We start from the raw sequence: 19,285 nt of genomic DNA on the forward strand, positions 1-19,285 counted from the left end.
TTCAATACTGCACCGTATTTTCAATACCGCCCCATAATATTTTCAATACCGACCTATAGTGACTGTCGGCACATTTCTTTCAAAACAGGGCTTACAATCTTTTTTTTAATTAGGTTATTATTTCAGTGAAGGTGGAGTAAAAACTCCACTGGCTTGTTTCTTAAAAACACTGGCAGGGAGTGAGTTGTTGGCTCTAACCCACCTTATAACCACTACACTGTTTTCTATTCTGGCACATGCCACGTGCCCCGCTCGCACCTCAACTCGCATACTCTCTGACTCTGTGACCATACCTCTGGCGAAGGAAACCCAATATGGCGCGAACCGTCTCGCAAGAAAAAACCTACGTGCTCGATACCAATGTTCTGATTCACGACCCTAATTCGGTACTGAATTTTGAAGAACATCATGTAGTTATACCACTTACGGTTCTTGAAGAACTGGATAAACTGAAAAACGGTAAATCCTCCATCGCCGCGGACTGTCGGCAGGCAATCAGACTCATCGACAAACTCCTGGGTGATGCCACTCCGGAAGAAATAGAAAAAGGCGTTGATATTGTCCGCAACGAAAAGTCACCACCGCAGGGCACCATTTCGATTCTTATGGACCTGGACGGCAGCCATAGAGTTCAGCTGCCGGAAACTTTAAACGACAACAAAATCATCAACGGTCTGGTCACACTAAAGGGGAAACACAAGCACCGACCAACCATCCTCGTCAGCAAAGACATCAATATGCGCCTCAAGGCCCGGGCCTGTGGCGTGGAAGCGGAGGATTACCATACGGATCAGCTGATCGATGACATCGATCTGCTTCCGAAGGGCTATGCAGAATTTTCGGCAAGTTTCTGGGATAACATCAACAAAGTCGAAACCATGCAAATGGAGGGGGTCACTGAACATTTAATCCCTCGCCTGCCTGAACTGAAGGAGCTGTCCGTCAATGAATTTTTGATCGACGATCAGGGATTTGTCGGACGGATTTCCCGAGTGGATACCGATCATCTGATCGTACGCGATCTTTCCCGGGATCGTTTACTGGAACAGGAAGCCTGGGGATTGGTGCCACGGGATATCTATCAGGCGATCGCTCTTCAGCTGCTGCTGGACCCGGATATTCACCTGGTCAACCTGACAGGTGCTGCCGGCTCAGGTAAAACCATTCTCGCTCTCGCCGCAGCAATTGAGATGACAGTCGCCAGCAAACGCTATAAACGCATCATTGTCACTCGCAGCACCCAGGGGCTGGATGAAGATATCGGCTTTCTACCGGGAACCGAAGCGGAGAAAATGGAGCCTTGGCTGGGAGCCATCACCGACAACCTGGAAGCCCTGCACAGTGATGATGAGAACATGACCGCCAGTGTGGAATACATTCTGCAAAAGGTTCCGATCCAGTTCAAATCACTGAACTATATTCGGGGACGCAGCTTCCAGCACAGCTTGATCGTGATTGACGAGTGCCAGAACCTGACGCCGCATCAAATGAAAACAATCATTACCCGCGCCGGCACCGGCAGTAAGGTCATCTGCCTGGGCAACCTGGCACAGATAGATACAGCCTATCTGAATGCCCCCAGCTCAGGGCTGACTTACCTCACCGAACGTTTCCGCGGATTCCAGCATAACGGACATGTCCACTTGCGAGGTGTACCACGCTCCGTATTGGCTGAATTTGCCGAAGCCAACCTCTAGAAATACCGTCCTCCGGCTGCATATTTCTGCAGCCGGAGAGTTCCACTGGTCCAAAATTTGGTTATTGCCGTAACTTAGCTCTGTTTTCCTTTTTGACGAACTTTCTATTCTTATGCCACGAATTCTGCATTGGTTCCGCAACGACCTGAGAACACTCGACAACCCTTCCTTGACCGCTGCCTCGATAGACTCACAGGGCGATATCATTTGTTGCTATTGCATCACGGAGTCCCAATGGCTAGAGCATGACATGGCACCAATTAAGGCCGACTTCCTGATGAAAAATCTGGAGTCTTTGCAAAGGTCTCTTGCTGAGCGCGGCATACCATTATTTATTCTGAACACTGACAACTTCCAGGATACCCCAGGACACCTGCTTTCCTTCATGGAGCAACACCAATGCGAGGCACTCTACTTTAATGAAGAGTATGCGATTAATGAGCGCCACCGGGATAAGCAGCTTCATCAGTTGCTACAACAAAACAGTTACCGGGTTAAAAAATTTAGAGACCAGTCAATCCTGCCCGTTGGCAGTATCAGAACACAACAAAATACGCCCTATACTGTTTTTACCCCATTCAAGCGCTCCTGGTGGAAGCAGTATGACGAAGCAGAACTGACTCTTTGGCAGGCTCCACAGGGGAATCCCCCGAGCCTTCCACCTGACGGCCACGCGATACGACTGACGCAAATAGGCCGCAAGGACTCATCCCAATGGAACGCCGGTGAGGCTGCGGCTCATCAAAAGCTGGAAAAATTCGTACAGAACTCAGCCACGAATTATCATCGACACAGAGACCTGCCATCCCTGGATGGTACCAGCCAACTTTCTCCTTACCTGGCTTTGGGAGTTCTGTCTGGCAGGCAATGCCTGCATGCTGCACGCCAATATCAGGCCAGAGTCTCTTCCGCATCGGAAGGCATCGACTGTTGGATCAACGAACTTATCTGGCGGGATTTTTACATCAACATATTGTTTGATTTCCCAAGAGTCAGCATGCATCGGGCTTTCAAACCGGAAACCGAACATCTGCAATGGCGGGAATCGAACGAGGACTTCAAAGCCTGGTGTGAAGGCCACACCGGAGTACCTATCGTTGATGCTGCCATGAGACAACTCAACACCACCGGTTGGATGCATAACCGCCTGCGAATGATCTGCGCCATGTTCCTGACCAAAAATCTGCTGATCGACTGGCGCAAAGGCGAACGTTATTTTATGGAGAATCTGATCGACGGCTACCTCCCAGCCAACAACGGGGGCTGGCAGTGGAGCGCTTCAACCGGCACAGATGCGGCCCCCTACTTCCGCGTATTCAATCCCGTCAGCCAGAGTGAGAAGTTCGATCCGGAAGGTTCCTTCATACGCCAATATGTTCCCGAGCTGAAACAACTACCGGACAAGAAAATTCACTACCCATTGGAACAGAGGGTTACCAGCATCGATTACCCAAAGGCGATAGTGGATTTAAAACAGAGCCGACAAAGGGCCATTGATGCCTTCAAAGCATTGAAGGATTAATTGATCAAGCCTTCGCCTGACATACAGAACATTGGGGATCCTGGCGCAGACGAAACTCACGCCAGGACAACTGAGCGGCATCAAAAGTCAACAGACGCCCGACTGCCGGTTGCCCGTATCCGGACAATATTTTAAGTGCTTCCAACGCCTGCATGGTACCGATAATGCCTACCACAGGGGCGAGTATGCCGGTCTGTGAGCAGGTTAGATCTTCATCACCAAATGAACCATACAGACAGTGATAGCATGGAGAGTCAGGCTGACGAAAATCGAATACACTGATCTGTCCTTCAGAGCGGATCGCTGCTCCGGAAACCAGTGGCGTTCCAGTCTCCACACACGCCTGATTGATGGCGTCACGGGTACCAAAATTGTCAGTGCAATCAATCACGACCTGCACCCGCCTCACCTGTTCCAGCAGTTCATCGCCTTCCAGCCGCCGGGTGATGGTTTCCACCTGTACATCAGGATTCAGACCGGCAATAACCGTCGCTACCGATTCTGCTTTGTTCTGCCCAATCCGGTCCTGAGTATGAGCGATCTGACGTTGCAGGTTACTTAAATCAACTTCATCAAAGTCCGCCAGCAACAATTTTCCGCAACCTGCTGACGCAAGGTACATGGCCGCAGGACATCCCAGCCCTCCCAGCCCAACGATCAGTGCACTTCCGGCTCGCAACTTTTCCTGACAGGCTATATCGAACTCAGGCATCATGATCTGCCGGCTATAGCGGAGTAGCAGGTCATCGTTCATTGGTTCTCGAACTGAAGAGGAAGTTTCACTCATAGGGCACACCGTTTTGTGAAGCAATACTTTAATTATTGCAGCTTTGTTGCCAGGATTATCACAGCAAGGTCGTCAGACTTTTCTACTATCACAGCAAGATCGTCAGATTTTTCGATTAAGGCCGCCAATAACCAACAGTTATACGATCCTGGCCTGCCAGATCGCTGATGGTTTCCACCCTGTGATATCCTGCATCCTGCAGAATGAGGCGAACAGATTCGCCTTGATCGTATCCATGTTCCATAGCCAACCAGCCACCTTCATTAAAATGGGGTCGCGCTCCGATCGTGATTTTTTGAATATCATCCAGTCCACTGGGGCCTGATACCAGAGCACTCGTGGGTTCAAATCGAACATCCCCGACACTAAGGTGATCGTCATTCTCTGCAATGTAAGGTGGATTACTGACGATAAGATCAAACTTCTCGCCAGCCAGCTCATCAAACCAGTCAGAATATACGATCGCAAGATTGTCCAGACGATGCTGCTTCTGATTGTAACGAGCAACCTCCAGCGCTTCTGAACTCTTGTCTGTGGCCACAAGAGACCACTTAGGACGTTCGGAAGCCAATGCACAGGCAATAGCTCCAGTACCGGTTCCCAAATCCAGCACTCGGGCAGTTACCGGCAGATCCTGTGACAAACACCACTCCACCAGGGTTTCAGTATCCGGGCGGGGCACCAGCGTCGCCGCGGTAACCTTCAAAGGTAATGACCAGAATTCACGGACCCCGGTAATATGAGCTACCGGCTCTCCCTGGCAGCGACGCTCAACCATCTGTTGAAACGCTTCCAGATGCTCGCCCAATTCCCGGTCATCATGGGTAAACAGGTAAACACGCTCAACACCCAACAGATGGCACAGCATCACCTCTGCATCCAACCGCGAACTGTCGCTGCGAATCTGCTGTTGTGCCCATCTCAGGGCTTCGGCAATTTTCATCGACATTAACGCGGATCAGTCGCTCAGTGAGGCCAGCATTTCGGCCTGATATTCCTGCAACAGAGGCCCAATCACAGGATCCAGATCGCCCTGCACAACTTCTTCCAATTTATACAGCGTCAGGTTGATACGATGATCAGTAATACGTCCCTGAGGATAATTGTAGGTACGTATCCGCTCAGAACGATCACCACTTCCTACCAGGGATTTACGGGCTTGAGCCTGTTCCTGGGCTTGCTTTTCCTGGGCCTGGCTAAAGAGTTTGGCCTTCAATAAAGACATCGCCTTGGCACGGTTCTTATGCTGGGACCGTTCGTCCTGACACTCCACCACAATACCGGAAGGTAAGTGAGTCAGACGTATCGCAGAATCCGTTTTGTTAACGTGCTGACCACCAGCTCCTGATGCCCGGTAGGTATCCACCCTCAGATCAGCGGGATTGACCTCCACCTCTTCCACCTGCTCCCCTTCCGGCAGAATAGCCACCGTACAGGCAGAGGTATGGATACGGCCTTGGGATTCCGTTTCCGGCACCCGTTGCACACGATGAGCGCCAGACTCAAACTTGAGCGTACCGTAGACATTTTCTCCGGTTACCCGGCTGATAATTTCCTTATAGCCACCATGCTCACCAGGGTTTTCGCTGACAATTTCAACTTTCCACTTTCTGGCTTCCGCATAACGGGAATACATTCTGAACAAATCACCGGCAAAAATGGCAGCTTCATCACCGCCGGTTCCAGCCCGCACTTCCAAATAGATGTTGGCACTGTCCATGGGATCCCGTGGCAGCAGCAAAATCTGCAGTTCCTGCTCCAGAGCTTCCAACCGAGGCTCAGCCTCAGTAAGTTCCTCCTTCGCCATTTCTCTCATATCAGGATCAGAGTCCTTCAACAGAAGCTTCGCTTCTTCAATGGAGTCCTGGCAACTGCGATAGCTTTCAAAGCACTTCACCACCGGCTCCAGTTCAGCATATTCCTTAGACAAGGTTCTGAACTTGTTCTGATCAGCAATCACATCGGCATCCGACAACAATGCACTGACCTCTTCATAGCGGTCCTGCAGTTGTTCAAGCTTCAACCGGATTGAATCTTTCATATATGTATAACCACTCAAATAAAATTTCTAAGTGTCGTCGACCAAATCAGAAGACTCCGCTTACCCGGAATATCCGCTATCAAGGGAGGTCAACTTAAACCATCGATGGAGATATGAAGGAAGTTAGAAGACAGATGACGAGGATGCCAGCTAATCCTGCCTTACCTTATCGTCCGGCAACTGAAACAGGTCTCTCAACCAGCCTGTTACCTCAAGACGCCCTTCGGCAGAAGCACGTCGCACCTGCACGGTAGGGTGATGAATCAGCTTATTGGTCAAACCATGAGCCAGAAGTCTCAGTACCGCTTCCGGGTCATCGCCTTTTTCCAGACGCTTCAGAGCTTTGGTCAACTCTACATCACGCAGCCCTTCGGCCTGATCCCGAAACGTTTTCAATATTGATACGGAATCCAGAGCCCGCAGATGATACATGAAATCCGCAGCGCCTGCTGCAATCAGATGCTCAGCCTCTTCCGCAGCCCCTTCACGGGATTTCATGTTGTCGTCGATAACCTGACGCAGGTCGTCAACGGTATATAGATAGACATCTGCCAATTCATCTACTTCCTGCTCGATGTCACGGGGAACTGCAATATCCAGCATAAACATCGGACGATGCTTACGTTTTTTCAACGCTCTTTCAACAGCACCTTTTCCAAGAATCGGCAAAGGGCTGGCTGTTGAAGCGATCACGATATCCGCCCGCTCCAGATAGGTGGGTATATCAGATAGACCGATGGCACTGCCATGGAACATGTCCGCCACATCCCGGGCTCTTGATAATGTGCGGTTCGCCACGATAATCGATTTAACCCCCGCCTGGTGCAGATGTCGGGCCACCAACTCAATGGTTTCCCCTGCGCCGATCAGCAAAGCGGTATTGGAAGACATATCAGCAAAAATATGCGACGCCATACTAACGGCAGCAAATGCCACGGATACGGGATTCTCTCCAATAGCCGTCTCAGTGCGGACCCGCTTGGCAACAGAAAAAGTATGCTGAAAGAGTCTGTCCAACGGACCGCCAAGGGTCCCAAGATTGCGGGCTGTGGCATGTGCGTCTTTTAACTGCCCCAGGATCTGAGGCTCGCCCAATACCAGAGAATCCAGGCCACTGGCCACCCGCATCATATGCCTGGCAGCTTCTTCGTCTTCGTGTACATAGACACAACGTTTAAGATCAGACAGGCTGACTCGATGGTATTCACTCAACCATTCGAGCAGGCAGTCTACGCCGGCACTTCCCAGGGAGCTGTATATCTCGGTCCGATTGCAAGTGGATACAACGGCCAACTCCTCCACTCCGGGACGAGCAGCGGCCAAAGGAAGGGCTTCCTGAAGCTGCTCAGGGCCAAAGGCAACCTTCTCCCGTATCGCCACGGGAGCGGTTTTATGATTTATTCCCAGCACAAACAAGGACATTCGGTATATCTGGCCCCGACAATATCAGAGAATGCATTCACAGTTTCGGGCATCTTACAGCCACCATCGAACAACAGCCAGATACCTCTTTAAGATGCCGACCATTTTACCCGGGTATTTTTTTCACACAACTTTAATCCAGTATAGATCAACGAAAACTTGACCTGAATCGGGTTGATCCAGGCATAAAACGTCTACCTGCGTTACGTGTCCGTAATGCAAAGCTGAACGGTTTGGCTATGCTAACCGGATGGACTGTGGTAGTTTTTTTCAAATTCAGGATCTTTGGGCTGTGACACAACTATTTATGAGCTTTAGACTTTCTCCTTCCCTGTTGCTTGGGAGCGCGTTGAGTATCGGCGTATTACTCCAAAGCGGCTGCAGTACACTTTCGGCGGGTCATGATAAAAACGCTCAGATGCTCGACCCGATAACACAACGTCAGATTCCCGTCATCAACCAGATGACAGAGGATGAATTTGGCCCATCGCCTGACGAAATATCTCCACACCCCAGCCAGTTCAGCAAAGATGTTCTTTATGACCTGCTGGTTGCCGAACTTTCAGGACAAAGGGGTGCACTAGATACGCTGGTAGATAACTATGTGGCGACCGCTTTCAGAACCCGGGATACCGGCGTCATCAAGAGAGCTATAAATGCCGCGCAGTACGCCAAAAATGAAGAAGCGTTGACCGAATTGACCCAGCTCTGGACCGAAGAAGAGCCGGAAAATGTCGATGCTCATCAGTTGGCAGCATTCCAGCTCATCAAGAAAAAAGACTTTGAAAACGCACTATTCCATATGGAAAAAGTGCTGGACCTGGAAGGCCCCACCACATTTGACCGGTTAGCTCTACATGCCAAAAATCTGGGGGATGAAGACAAAGCCGAACTGCTCAGGCTCTACTTTATTATTCTGGAACGTCATCCCGACAATGGAGAACTCCTATACGGCTATGCCGTTCTACAAGAGCTCAACGGACAGTATGAAGAAGCTCTGGCTTCCACGAACCGGCTGCTTGAGCAGGAAGCTGAAAATCCTGCCGTCATTTCCTTACGCTCCCGCTTACTGAAGGAAGTTGAAGGAATAGATGCCGCCCTGGCCTATTTAAAGAAAGAAACCAAACGCCTGCCAGATGAAATGCAGCTGGGTACCCTCTACGCCCGGACCCTCATCGAGGCCAAGGATTTTGAAAAGGCCGAGATCATATATAAAGATCTGATGGAGCGTTTTCCTGATGCACCTCACCTACGACTGTCCTATGGTCTTGTGGCGCTGGAAAACAACAAGCTTGAGTTAGCAAAACAACAGCTTGAACAGTTAATCAGCGAAGGGCAGCACCTCAACGAAGCGCACTTTTATCTTGGACGCATCGCTGACCAAGAGGAACATACAGACGAGGCCATCGGCCATTACCAGCAGGTGACAAGAGGCGGCCATTATTTTAATGCCCTGGCACGCTCTGCATTTCTTTTGATCCAGTCCGGACGCCCTGATGAAGCTGCCGTTGCCTTTAGTGGCGCCAGACAGAATATGTCGGCACAGGCCAACCAAATCTGGGAGCTGGAAATCAATCTGATGGTGGAATTGAAGAATTTCGCCAGGGCGCTTGAGCTGGCGGATCTAGCGCTGGAGGAGTATCCCGAAGACGTACAGCTGCGCTATGCCAGGGCCATGATCCGGGATAACCAGAACATGCTGCCAGGTATGGAAGAGGATCTACGCTACATTCTCTCAGAAGATCCGGAGAACTCTGTGGCGCTTAATGCTCTGGGCTACACTCTGGCGGACAAAACCGATCGTCATCTCGAAGCCTTTGAACTCATATCCAAGGCCCTTCAGCTTGACCCGGAGAATCCCGCGATCCTCGACAGTATGGGCTGGGTTCAATTCCGCCTGGGCAATCCCGAGGAAGCATTGGATTATTTGCAAAAAGCCTATTCCCGCTTTCCGGATCCTGAAGTGGCAGCCCATCTGGGAGAAGTACTCTGGACCCTGGATCGCCACGAAGATGCCAAGCTGATCTGGCGTGAAGCCAAGGAGGCACAGCCCGACCACCCACTGCTAAATGCTACACTAGACCGTCTTAACATTGAGCTTTAGCCGTTCGGAAAATTAATATTTAAGCGCCCTGGTATTCATGTTCGCAAATAATCTGGCATCCCAAACCAAAGGGAACCCTTTGGTATTTCTGGCTTTAATCGTATTTTCATTCTGGCTGACCGGGTGTGAAACCACTCCCAAACGCCAGACCAGCAGCCAGACGCCAGCAGATTGGCAGGAACGCAGGCAGCAACTGACGGATTTCAACCACTGGAATCTGCAGGGAAAACTAGCCGTCAGGCAAGGCGACCGTAGCGACAGTCTTGTCATCAATCAATGGACCCAAATAGAGTCCCAGTTCAATATCCACGTATCCTCTGCCCTGCTCGGCCTGGGGGCAACTCAGATCGAAGGGAATCCGAACTACATCGGCTTGCTACAACCCGATGAGGCTCCTCTTTATTCAGACTCCCCTGAACAACTATTACAGGAAACGCTCGGCTGGAGCTTGCCACTGCAATCTCTTGCCTATTGGATCAAAGGCATTCCTTCCCCAGAACATCCGGCAGAAATGCAGTTCGACTCACAGGGACAGCCTTATATTCTGAGCCAATCAGACTGGCAAATTGAATTTGACCGCTTTCTTCCCTTCGGTGCACTTCTGCTTCCCCATAAAATCACCCTGACAAAAGGGGATATCCGTCTAAAGGTTGTCGTCACTCAATGGACAGCAATATAGCAAGAGCACTCGATAACAAGAGCGCTTTGCAGCAATCTGTTAAGGATTGAATTCTTTTGTGGATTGAATCTCTTGTGGAATGAACAACGGGCACCGGTATACTTACTCCCTCTATTAATATGATCAGCCCCCAAGAACAACCATGTCTCAGATAACGTTGCTGTCTCCGGCCAAACTCAATCTTTTTCTACACATTAATTTTAGAAGACCTGATGGATACCATGAGCTGCAAACGCTTTTTCAGCTTTTGGATTATGGCGATCTTCTGACATTTAACCTCACAGATAGCAGTGACATATCGATCACGCCTGAAGTTAAAGGCGTGTCATTGGAAGACAACCTCATATATAAAGCAGCGACAAAATTAAGAGAACAGGCTGAAGCAGATGGCAAGACCTTCAGCAAGCCAGGCATAGAGATCTTCATAGGTAAAAAACTGCCGATGGGCGGAGGGCTTGGTGGCGGGAGCTCTAATGCCGCAACGACGCTTATTGCCCTCAATCATCTCTGGAAACTCAACTACTCTCTCGATCAACTTGCGACTACAGGCTTACAACTGGGCGCTGATGTTCCGGTGTTTGTCCATGGAAACAGCGCCTATGCCGAAGGCGTAGGAGAGCATTTAACGCCCGTTGAGCTACCTGAAATATGGTATCTGGTCCTTCACCCGGGAGTACATGTTTCAACAGCAAATGTTTTTTCTCATAAACAGTTGACAAGAGACACACCAAAAAGCAAAATAGCGCCCGCTCTTGAGGGAGATCTCAGAAACATCGCAAATTACTGCGATCTGATGTCGAATGACTGTCAGTCAATCGTATGTCAGCTTTACCCTGAGATCCGCCAGGCGATTGATTGGCTAAGTCAGTTTTCGCCAGCTAAATTAACCGGTACAGGTGCCTGCATTTTTGCAAGCTTCTCCGACAAACAGCGAGCGGATAATGTACTCTCCCAACTGCCGACAAATTATCAAGGCTTTGTCGCCAAGGGTATTAACAAATCACCTGCCTTTGAAAGGTTGTAAAAATCTTTCGGCAGCGGTAACCACGCTAAGAAGTTACCAGCATAAATATGTTACTGGGGTGTCGCCAAGCGGTAAGGCAACGGGTTTTGATCCCGTCATGCGCAGGTTCGAATCCTGCCACCCCAGCCAATCTCTTCTCAAAATCCATAATAGCTATCCGTTCCGAACCATAAGAAGGTATGTGCCGTGTCTAAACTGATGGTTTTCAGCGGTCGGGCCAATCCCGAACTCGCACAGAAAGTTGCCGATACTCTTCATATTCCACTGGGTGATGCCACCGTCAGCCGCTTTAGCGACGGCGAGGTTAACGTGGAGATCAATGAAAACGTTCGTGGACGGGACGTCTTTATTATCCAGCCGACCTGCCAGCCTACTAACGACAACCTGATGGAACTGGTTGTTATGGCAGACGCCCTGCGCCGAGCTTCAGCCGGACGCATTACCGCGGTTATCCCCTATTTCGGATACGCCAGACAAGACCGTCGTCCACGATCTTCGCGGGTACCAATTAGCGCTAAAGTCGTTGCTGACATTCTTACCGTTGTTGGTATTAATCGGGTTCTGACAGTGGACCTGCATGCCGATCAGATCCAGGGCTTTTTCCATATTCCTGTGGACAACGCCTATGCGACAACCGTAATGCTGGATGATATCGAGCGCAAGAACTTCGAAAATTTCGTTGTGGTCTCTCCTGATGTTGGCGGCGTTGTACGTGCCCGCGCATTCGCCAAGAGACTGGACGATGCGGACTTGGCCATCATCGATAAGCGCCGCCCGCAGGCCAATGTCGCCCAGGTCATGCATATTATCGGTGACGTGCAGGATAAAGTGTGCATTCTGGTTGACGACATCGTGGACACTGCCGGCACACTATGCAAGGCCGCTGCAGCGCTGAAGGAGCATGGAGCGAGCAAGGTTATCGCTTACATTACCCATCCAGTACTTTCAGGCCCGGCTATTGATAACATCAACGGCTCTGAAATGGATGAATTAGTTGTCACCGACACCATTCCTTTGAGTGACAATGCGAAGAATTGTGCTAAAATTCGCCAGCTTTCTTTGGCAGGCTTGCTGGCAGAATCGATTCGTCGTGTTTGCAACGAAGAATCCATCAGTGCAATGTTCAGCTGAGAAAGAGCATAAATGCTTTCCGATAAGGCTTCCGTATGGAAGCTTTATCATTTTAAACCCGATGAAAATCGGATAATTGCTGTCGGATCTGGTCGCGGGTTCGATTAGCTTTAAACTGAGGAAATTGAAAATGACTACTGATTTTACTTTGGTCGCCGAGAAGCGTGACGCAGAGGGGAAAGGTGCGAGCCGCCGCCTCCGTCGTGTAGAAGGCAAAGTGCCTGCAATCATTTATGGCGGCCAGGCTGAACCTGCTGCTATTTCCGTAATGCACAAAGACTTGGCTCACGCTCTCGAAAACGAAGCTTTCTATTCTCACATCCTGACTCTGAAACTGGATGGTGCAGATGAATCCGTTATCCTGAAAGACCTGCAGCGTCACCCATACAAGCCTGTGATTCTTCATGCTGACTTCCAGCGCGTAAGCAAAGACCAGAAGCTGCACGTGCATGTGCCTCTGCACTTCACTAACGAAGACAAGTGCGCCGGCGTACGTCAGGGCGGTGGTTTGATTTCTCACCAGCTGTCAGAAGTTGAAGTTGTATGTCTGCCCGCTAATCTGCCAGAATTCCTGGAAGTTGACATGACTGACGTTGCGATCGACCAGATCGTTCACCTGTCAGACCTGAAACTGCCAAAAGGTGTCGAACTGGCTGAATTGAACAAAGGTGCTGACCACGACCTGCCAGTAGTAGCTGTACACAAAGCAAAAGGCTCCAAATCAGATGAATCTGAGGAAGAGTCTGAAGGTGGCGAAGAATAAGGCGTCATGTCGACACCTGTTCGAGCTATCGTGGGGCTGGGTAATCCCGGCCCCGACTACGCCTTGACCCGCCATAATGCCGGAGCTCTCTGGGTTCAATATCTGGCGGAAAAGTATGGTCAGCCGCTACGCCAGGAAAAACGCTTCCACGGCTGGTATACCAAACTTCCCTTACCCAAAGGCGATCTACATTTATTATTCCCTTCCACATTCATGAATCGCAGTGGCCAGGCAGTGATTGCCTTGAGCCAGTTTTTCAAAATTGATCCGGAAAATATTCTTGTCGCTTACGATGAGCTTGACCTGAATCCTGGAACTCTTCGCCTGAAAATGGGTGGAGGCCATGGTGGCCACAACGGCATCAAGGACATCATTCGGGTGTACGGCGGTAATCGAGACTTTCCCCGCTTGCGCTTTGGAATCGGTCACCCAGGTGATAAATCGAAAGTAGTTAATTATGTGCTCGGGCGCCTCGGATCAGACGATATGAATCTACTGGAAGACTCCTTTCGCGATCTTGATGGTTACCTTGGCAATATCATGTCTGGCGACTGGTCTACTGCGATGAACCATCTACATCGGACCGAAAAATAGCCTCACAGGCGAAGCATCACTTCTTTTTTCCTTTATGTCTGGCGACAGGCAGCTTTCAGGCATGGTCCTAACGGGTCTAACCACGTATAATTCTCGCCCAATTTTCCAGGAGTCAGCAGACTCCGATGCAACACGATTCGAACCACATTTGAGGACACACCATGGGATTTAATTGCGGCATTGTTGGCCTACCTAACGTAGGGAAGTCCACCCTGTTCAATGCACTGACCAAAGCCGGTATCGATGCTGAGAACTTCCCTTTCTGTACCATCGAACCCAACTCTGGCGTCGTTCCCATGCCCGATCCTCGACTCAATGCTCTGGCCGAGATTGTAAAACCTGAAAGAGTCATCCCTACTACCATGGAGTTTGTGGATATCGCAGGTCTGGTCGCCGGCGCCTCCAAAGGAGAAGGGCTGGGTAACCAGTTTCTTGGCAATATTCGTCAGACTGATGCAATTGCCCATGTAGTGAGATGCTTTCAGGATGACAATGTCATCCATGTAGCCAATCAGATTGACCCTGCTGCCGATATCGAAGTTATTAATACAGAACTTGCCCTGGCGGACCTTGATACAGTGGAGAAAGCGATCAAGCGGGTCGGCCGCAATGCCAAAGGCGGAGACAAAGACGCAAAATTTCAGCTGGCCGTTATGGAAAAAGTTCTTCCGCACCTCAATGAGGCCAAACCGGTAAGATCTTTGAACCTTCCCAAGGAAGAACTTCTAGCCATTCGCGAACTATGTCTATTAACCCTTAAACCAACCATGTACATCGCTAACGTGTCTGAAGATGGCTTCGAGAACAATCCATACCTGGACATTGTTAGTAAGATTGCAGAAGCAGAAGGCGCCATCGTTGTTCCTATCTGCAACAAACTGGAATCAGAGATTGCTGAACTTGAAGATGACGAAAAAGCCGAATTTCTTGCTGATCTAGGCATGGAAGAACCTGGACTTGACCGGGTAATCCGCGCGGGATACAGCCTCCTGGGCCTTCAGACTTACTTTACGGCCGGTGTAAAAGAAGTACGCGCCTGGACTACCAAGGTTGGAGCAACCGCTCCTCAGTCTGCCGGAGTGATCCATACAGACTTCGAGCGCGGCTTTATCCGTGCAGAAGTGATCAGTTATGAAGATTTCATTCAATTTAAAGGGGAACAAGGTGCCAAAGAAGCAGGAAAATGGCGCCTGGAAGGGAAGGAATACATTGTTCAGGATGGCGATGTCATCCACTTCCGCTTTAACGTGTAACCGATTGCATAAAAGGCTATTGCCAGGGTTGACATCCCCCCAAAAAAACCTGAGAATACGCGCCTCAATTTGCAGTGGCTAGGTAGCTCAGTTGGTTAGAGCACAGCACTCATAATGCTGGGGTCGGCGGTTCGAATCCGCCCCTAGCTACCACTCAAATTTCGAAAAGCCTGCTAATTTAGCGGGCTTTTTTTATGGCCGACCCTTTATATTTTAGCCGGGGTCGACGCAGGTGGCCTGCCCGTTCGAATCCGCCCCTAGCTACCACTCAAATTTCGAAAAGCCTGCTAATTTAGCGGGCTTTTTTTATGGCCGACCCTTTATATTTTAGCCGGGGTCGACGCAGGTGGCCTGCCCGTTCGAACCCGCCCCTAGCTACCACTCAAATTTCGAAAAGCCTGCTAATTTAGCAGGCTTTTTTATGGCCGACCCTTTATGTTTTAGCTGGGGTCGACGCAGGTAGCCTGCCCGCCTAGGCGGCCCCATCCGAATCCGCCCGCGGCCATCTTGGTCTAGCTATCACTCAAATCTCGAAAAGCCCAATCACCCAATCCTGAACCCTATTCCGCTATTCCCGCCTTAAATTCCAGTTTTTTGAATAGACAGCCTCATAAAAAAATGAAACATTCTCTTCTTTAAAACAGCTTTAAGTTTTCTCGCTCTACACTTAATCAGAATTGTTATAGCTTAACTTAGAATAATCGGCTGGATAAGTTGCATGCACGCTCGCCAATATCAACGCACGTTTATCAGATCCAAAAAATCACCTTCCCTCATCATTCTCCTTATTACGACAATCTGGCTTTACCTGATATCTCACTCTGCATCCGCTGACGACACGCTCAAGTTTGTCATGCAAGATTCAGCTCCAAAATATCTGGTGCAGAACAATCGCATTAGCGGCCTGTGCGGGGACATCTATATGGCCCTCAAATCAAGGCTAGAAGAAAAAGGAATCAAGGTTGTCATTTTTAAGGAAAAGCTTCCCATCAACCGTATTCTTATGATGTTGGAAACCGGCGCCAGTGACGCGTACTGCGGCGCAGGAAGAAATCCAAGAAGAGAACAGCTTTTTGTATATTCGGCTCTTCCGGTGTACTCAGTCAGCAATGTCGTCGCTGCGCACAAGAATGAATCCTTTAATCCAGGTAATTTTGAAGAACTGGCTGCGTCAAAAGCCTTGGTTGGTGCTTTACTGGGAACATCTTCCGCCGCTTACCTAAAACAGCAGAAAGATGTCATTGTCGATGATCACTTCCATAGCCTCGATAATGCTCTGGAGGTATTAGCCAAAAACCAGTACGTGCGCTTTTTCTATTATCACGACTTGGGCCTGAACTATCTGGTCCCAAGAAGTGGGCTACCTCTTCGAGTGGTGCCCACAAAATTCCGCTCCACCCCACAGTGGTTTATCTACAGCAAATTAACTCCAGAGCACCTGAGAGTTGTACTGGATGACGAGATTACTCAGATGACCGACAGTGGAGCATTGTCCCAAGTCACTCAACCATACCTTAATTAAGCAGTTCAGCTTCTTCACCTGGAGCCTGGGAGACCTGTACTCGACCTATTGATAACTGCAATCGTGCTGAATAATTGTTAAATACTGAAAAACCGCTTACGCATCAGCTCAAGATATTCCCATCATCGCCGATGAAATATCTAACTTGTTCACAAATTCTACAGCATGATCAATTATCACCCTGTCGCAAGGATGGTCTTATATTGCTTACTACTCGTTCGATATTCCTCTTTTTAACTTTATTCTATACGGTCTCGGCTTGGGCTGAGGTGGTCCATGTCGTCACCACCGACTTCCCTCCTTATTCCTATGAACGCAACGGAAACGCTGGCGGCATGGCCACTGAAATTGTTGAACAAGCACTGAAGAAAGCTGGTCTCGACTATGATTTAAAAGTCTTTACCTGGTCGAGGGCTTACCATACCGCTGTGCATGAAAAAAATACGCTGATATTTTCCATTGCCAGATCAGCGGAGCGCGAAAACCTTTTTCAATGGGTGGCAAAAGTAGCCCCTTATAGAATCAGACTCTATAAACTGGCATCCCGAGACGACATTAGAATTCAGTCTCTTCAGGACGCCAGGCACTATATAGTGGGAGGAGAGTATTCAGACATTAAACAGGCCTACTTGATAAAACAAGGCTTTGAAGCCGGCAAGAATATCCTTTTGGTCGCCAAAGATGAACTGAATATACGCAAGCTGTTTGCCGGTAGAATCGATCTGATCCCCTTTAATGAATTTAGCCTTCCCATCATGCTGAACAAAGAAGGGCATAACTTATCCGAACTGCAGCCTGTACTTGACCTGGAGGAGATATCCTACGACCTCTATGTAGCCTTCAATAAAGAAACCCCAGAGACATCCGTCCAAGCACTAAGGGACGCCATGCACAGGCTCCGTATAAGTGGGCAAATTGCCAAAATTCAGGATCGTTATCTGGACCACCGCACAGTATCCCTTCCATCGGACGTCGGATCGAAACCGCCTGCAGATTGACCCTTGTCAAACTTCCGTAAAGAGCATTGGCGATAATAATTATCGCCAATCAGGAATGGAGAGAATCATGAGCCTCAAAGACGATTTTCAAAAACTCAAAGAAGACCTCGCTCAACAAAGGGACGAACTGAGAGTACAACTCAACCTTGCTAAAGCCGACCTAAAAGATGACTGGGACGAGCTGGAACAGCGATACGAACAGTTCCGGGAAAAAATTTCACAGGTATCCCGTGAAGCGGAGCAAAGTGGACAGAATATCAAAGAAGCGACCCATAAATTTGCTGAAGAACTAAAGAAAGAATACGAGGACTTCAAACGACGTCTTTAACAGGCCCATTCAGCAAAAATAACGCGCTTACTGCTGCAGAGTTCCCACTCCAGAACGCCGGACCAGCTATTGGATGCATATATACACAAAAATACATCCGACAGATACATCCTTTTATCTTAAGCGCTCTGTCTATAAACTATACTAATTGGGCAGGATCAATTGATCCAGCCCCTTACTGTTAGTCACGCCGAAGCCTGACTCGTTTCGGCAGGCACCGATAACCGGCGCTCAAAATTCAGTTTGGTGACCAGACGACACAAATAAGCACAAGAATAGTGAGTCGCGCATGAAAGAAATCTGTACTGTACTTGCTTACCTTTTAGCATTTACCTGTTCTGCTGCGATCGCCCAAACAAAGCTCGATGATCCCAAAGAAACCCTGAAAAATGAGTTTTGGGGTAAGCTATACGCTAATGGCGGTGAAACCCTCATCTGCAAGAAGAAATTTTCCAAGAAAAGCATCCTTGTTACTGAGAGCTACATCTATTCAACACTCTGGATGCGTGACAACCTTGAGTGCGGCACACCACGACAATGTCGCGAACATGATGCCACTTACCGAAAACTGACCAGCGATTTGCATAACATCTATCCTGAAGACGCTCGCTTTGAATTGGAAAGGCGCGCAGGGAAATTTGAAGAGCTGGATGCTTCAGTACCAATCAGTGAGTGCAACATCAGACGGGTATTCGGCGTTATTGACCCTCCAGACGACGTCAAGGGAGATATTGCCCGCAGCCTGCTCTACATGCATGTCACTTACGATTTACCCCTGTATGGCGATCTCAATCAGCTTAAGCGCTGGAATCGGATCGACCCCCCTTCTCCAGCTGAGATTGAGCGCAATAATCAAATCAGGGAAATTCAGGGCAATGACAACCCGTTTATCGTCAATCCAGAGGCGGCTGACGACATCAAGCTGCTTCATTAATCCCATAATCTGCCATCAAAACTACTCATGCAATTCTGAACGAAAAGAGTCCCCTTCATTTCAATGCAGGCTGCTTAATATCGACTTTTATGCAGCACCGCTGGCGATATCACCTGGGAAGACTCACTTTCTATAAGGCTCATTACGGACGATGACGGGCATCTGGAGCGCGTTCTAGCTGCCGCCCAGGAGACCCCGGAGGCCAACCATCTTTGCGGAAGCTTCATCGATCACGTTCTTCTGGGGTAAGTTATCGCCAGCAGGTGCGGGAATTGAGGTATCAGAAGACGGGTAATGCAGGACGATGCCCCAGAGATACAGCCCCCTTTCCGGCAGGCAATAAAAAACCCCACCCAGTGACCTGGATGGGGCTCTTAATTAGAAGCCTGACGACGACCTACTCTCACATGGGCGAACCACACTACCATCGGCGCTGAACTGTTTCACTTCTGAGTTCGGAAAGGGATCAGGTGGTTCCAGCTCGCT

17 protein-coding genes, 2 tRNA genes and 1 rRNA gene are annotated in these 19,285 nt (G+C 49.4%); 15 read left to right on the forward strand and 5 right to left on the reverse strand.

The features are described 5' to 3' along the window. The first annotated feature begins 314 nt into the window (after nucleotides 1–314). On the forward strand, nucleotides 315–1,697 hold the full coding sequence (locus tag BTA51_RS25200; protein ID WP_094711853.1) for a PhoH family protein: 1,383 nt from the start codon (nucleotides 315–317) through the stop codon (nucleotides 1,695–1,697). A gap of 112 nt (nucleotides 1,698–1,809) precedes the next feature. Continuing rightward, nucleotides 1,810–3,219: a deoxyribodipyrimidine photo-lyase gene (gene phrB, locus BTA51_RS25205; RefSeq protein WP_094711854.1), complete on the forward strand. Its 1,410-nt coding sequence runs from the start codon at nucleotides 1,810–1,812 to the stop codon at nucleotides 3,217–3,219. Between the two features lie 4 nt (nucleotides 3,220–3,223). On the opposite strand, the gene BTA51_RS25210 is transcribed toward phrB, so the two are convergent. The 4 genes from BTA51_RS25210 to hemA all read right to left on the reverse strand — a co-directional run bounded on the left by BTA51_RS25210 (nucleotide 3,224) and on the right by hemA (nucleotide 7,469). Further along, nucleotides 3,224–4,006, reverse strand: coding sequence for a molybdopterin-synthase adenylyltransferase MoeB (locus BTA51_RS25210; protein ID WP_094711855.1), 783 nt, complete (start codon nucleotides 4,004–4,006; stop codon nucleotides 3,224–3,226). A gap of 115 nt (nucleotides 4,007–4,121) precedes the next feature. Continuing rightward, nucleotides 4,122–4,955, reverse strand: coding sequence for a peptide chain release factor N(5)-glutamine methyltransferase (prmC, locus tag BTA51_RS25215; RefSeq protein WP_094711856.1), 834 nt, complete (start codon nucleotides 4,953–4,955; stop codon nucleotides 4,122–4,124). A gap of 9 nt (nucleotides 4,956–4,964) precedes the next feature. After that, nucleotides 4,965–6,047 carry a peptide chain release factor 1 gene (gene prfA / locus BTA51_RS25220; protein ID WP_094711857.1) on the reverse strand — a complete coding sequence of 361 codons (1,083 nt, stop codon included), beginning with the start codon at nucleotides 6,045–6,047 and terminating at the stop codon, nucleotides 4,965–4,967. A gap of 150 nt (nucleotides 6,048–6,197) precedes the next feature. Continuing rightward, complete coding sequence (gene hemA, locus BTA51_RS25225; protein WP_094711858.1) at nucleotides 6,198–7,469, reverse strand: glutamyl-tRNA reductase; 1,272 nt, start codon at nucleotides 7,467–7,469, stop codon at nucleotides 6,198–6,200. A 292-nt stretch (nucleotides 7,470–7,761) separates the two neighbouring features. Here hemA and BTA51_RS25230 point away from each other — a divergent pair, with 292 nt between their 5' ends. The 13 genes from BTA51_RS25230 (at nucleotide 7,762) to BTA51_RS25290 (ending at nucleotide 18,799) form a co-directional block, all read left to right on the forward strand. Next, entirely contained in the window at nucleotides 7,762–9,573 is a 1,812-nt protein-coding gene (locus BTA51_RS25230; RefSeq protein WP_246841190.1) for a tetratricopeptide repeat protein, read from the forward strand. Between the two features lie 37 nt (nucleotides 9,574–9,610). After that, nucleotides 9,611–10,252, forward strand: coding sequence for a lipoprotein insertase outer membrane protein LolB (gene lolB / locus BTA51_RS25235; RefSeq protein WP_094711860.1), 642 nt, complete (start codon nucleotides 9,611–9,613; stop codon nucleotides 10,250–10,252). A 142-nt stretch (nucleotides 10,253–10,394) separates the two neighbouring features. Continuing rightward, nucleotides 10,395–11,276, forward strand: coding sequence for a 4-(cytidine 5'-diphospho)-2-C-methyl-D-erythritol kinase (ispE, locus tag BTA51_RS25240; protein WP_094711861.1), 882 nt, complete (start codon nucleotides 10,395–10,397; stop codon nucleotides 11,274–11,276). Between the two features lie 54 nt (nucleotides 11,277–11,330). Beyond that, nucleotides 11,331–11,405: transfer RNA gene (locus BTA51_RS25245), tRNA-Gln, on the forward strand. A 57-nt stretch (nucleotides 11,406–11,462) separates the two neighbouring features. Further along, the gene (locus BTA51_RS25250; RefSeq protein ID WP_094711862.1) at nucleotides 11,463–12,407 is read left to right on the forward strand and encodes a ribose-phosphate pyrophosphokinase; all 945 of its coding nucleotides are present in this window, start codon (nucleotides 11,463–11,465) and stop codon (nucleotides 12,405–12,407) included. 130 nt (nucleotides 12,408–12,537) lie between these two features. Further along, complete coding sequence (locus tag BTA51_RS25255) at nucleotides 12,538–13,170, forward strand: 50S ribosomal protein L25/general stress protein Ctc (RefSeq protein ID WP_094711863.1); 633 nt, start codon at nucleotides 12,538–12,540, stop codon at nucleotides 13,168–13,170. Nucleotides 13,171–13,176: 6 nt separating this feature from the next. Continuing rightward, the gene (gene pth / locus BTA51_RS25260; protein WP_094711864.1) at nucleotides 13,177–13,764 is read left to right on the forward strand and encodes an aminoacyl-tRNA hydrolase; all 588 of its coding nucleotides are present in this window, start codon (nucleotides 13,177–13,179) and stop codon (nucleotides 13,762–13,764) included. Nucleotides 13,765–13,925: 161 nt separating this feature from the next. Beyond that, nucleotides 13,926–15,017, forward strand: coding sequence for a redox-regulated ATPase YchF (gene ychF, locus BTA51_RS25265; RefSeq protein WP_094711865.1), 1,092 nt, complete (start codon nucleotides 13,926–13,928; stop codon nucleotides 15,015–15,017). 76 nt (nucleotides 15,018–15,093) lie between these two features. Beyond that, nucleotides 15,094–15,170 (forward strand) — tRNA-Met (locus BTA51_RS25270). Nucleotides 15,171–15,735: 565 nt separating this feature from the next. Then, complete coding sequence (locus BTA51_RS25275) at nucleotides 15,736–16,539, forward strand: ABC transporter substrate-binding protein (RefSeq protein ID WP_094711866.1); 804 nt, start codon at nucleotides 15,736–15,738, stop codon at nucleotides 16,537–16,539. A 74-nt stretch (nucleotides 16,540–16,613) separates the two neighbouring features. Next, nucleotides 16,614–17,537, forward strand: coding sequence for an ABC transporter substrate-binding protein (locus BTA51_RS25280; protein WP_246841191.1), 924 nt, complete (start codon nucleotides 16,614–16,616; stop codon nucleotides 17,535–17,537). A 67-nt stretch (nucleotides 17,538–17,604) separates the two neighbouring features. After that, nucleotides 17,605–17,865, forward strand: a complete 261-nt coding sequence (locus tag BTA51_RS25285; protein ID WP_094711868.1) for a hypothetical protein — start codon at nucleotides 17,605–17,607, stop codon at nucleotides 17,863–17,865. Between the two features lie 289 nt (nucleotides 17,866–18,154). Next, the gene (locus BTA51_RS25290; protein ID WP_094711869.1) at nucleotides 18,155–18,799 is read left to right on the forward strand and encodes an endonuclease; all 645 of its coding nucleotides are present in this window, start codon (nucleotides 18,155–18,157) and stop codon (nucleotides 18,797–18,799) included. A gap of 384 nt (nucleotides 18,800–19,183) precedes the next feature. On the opposite strand, the gene rrf is transcribed toward BTA51_RS25290, so the two are convergent. Next, nucleotides 19,184–19,285 (reverse strand): 5S ribosomal RNA (gene rrf / locus BTA51_RS25295); the annotation flags it as partial.

This window comes from Hahella sp. CCB-MM4 (assembly GCF_002260525.1).
Classification (GTDB): domain Bacteria; phylum Pseudomonadota; class Gammaproteobacteria; order Pseudomonadales; family Oleiphilaceae; genus Hahella.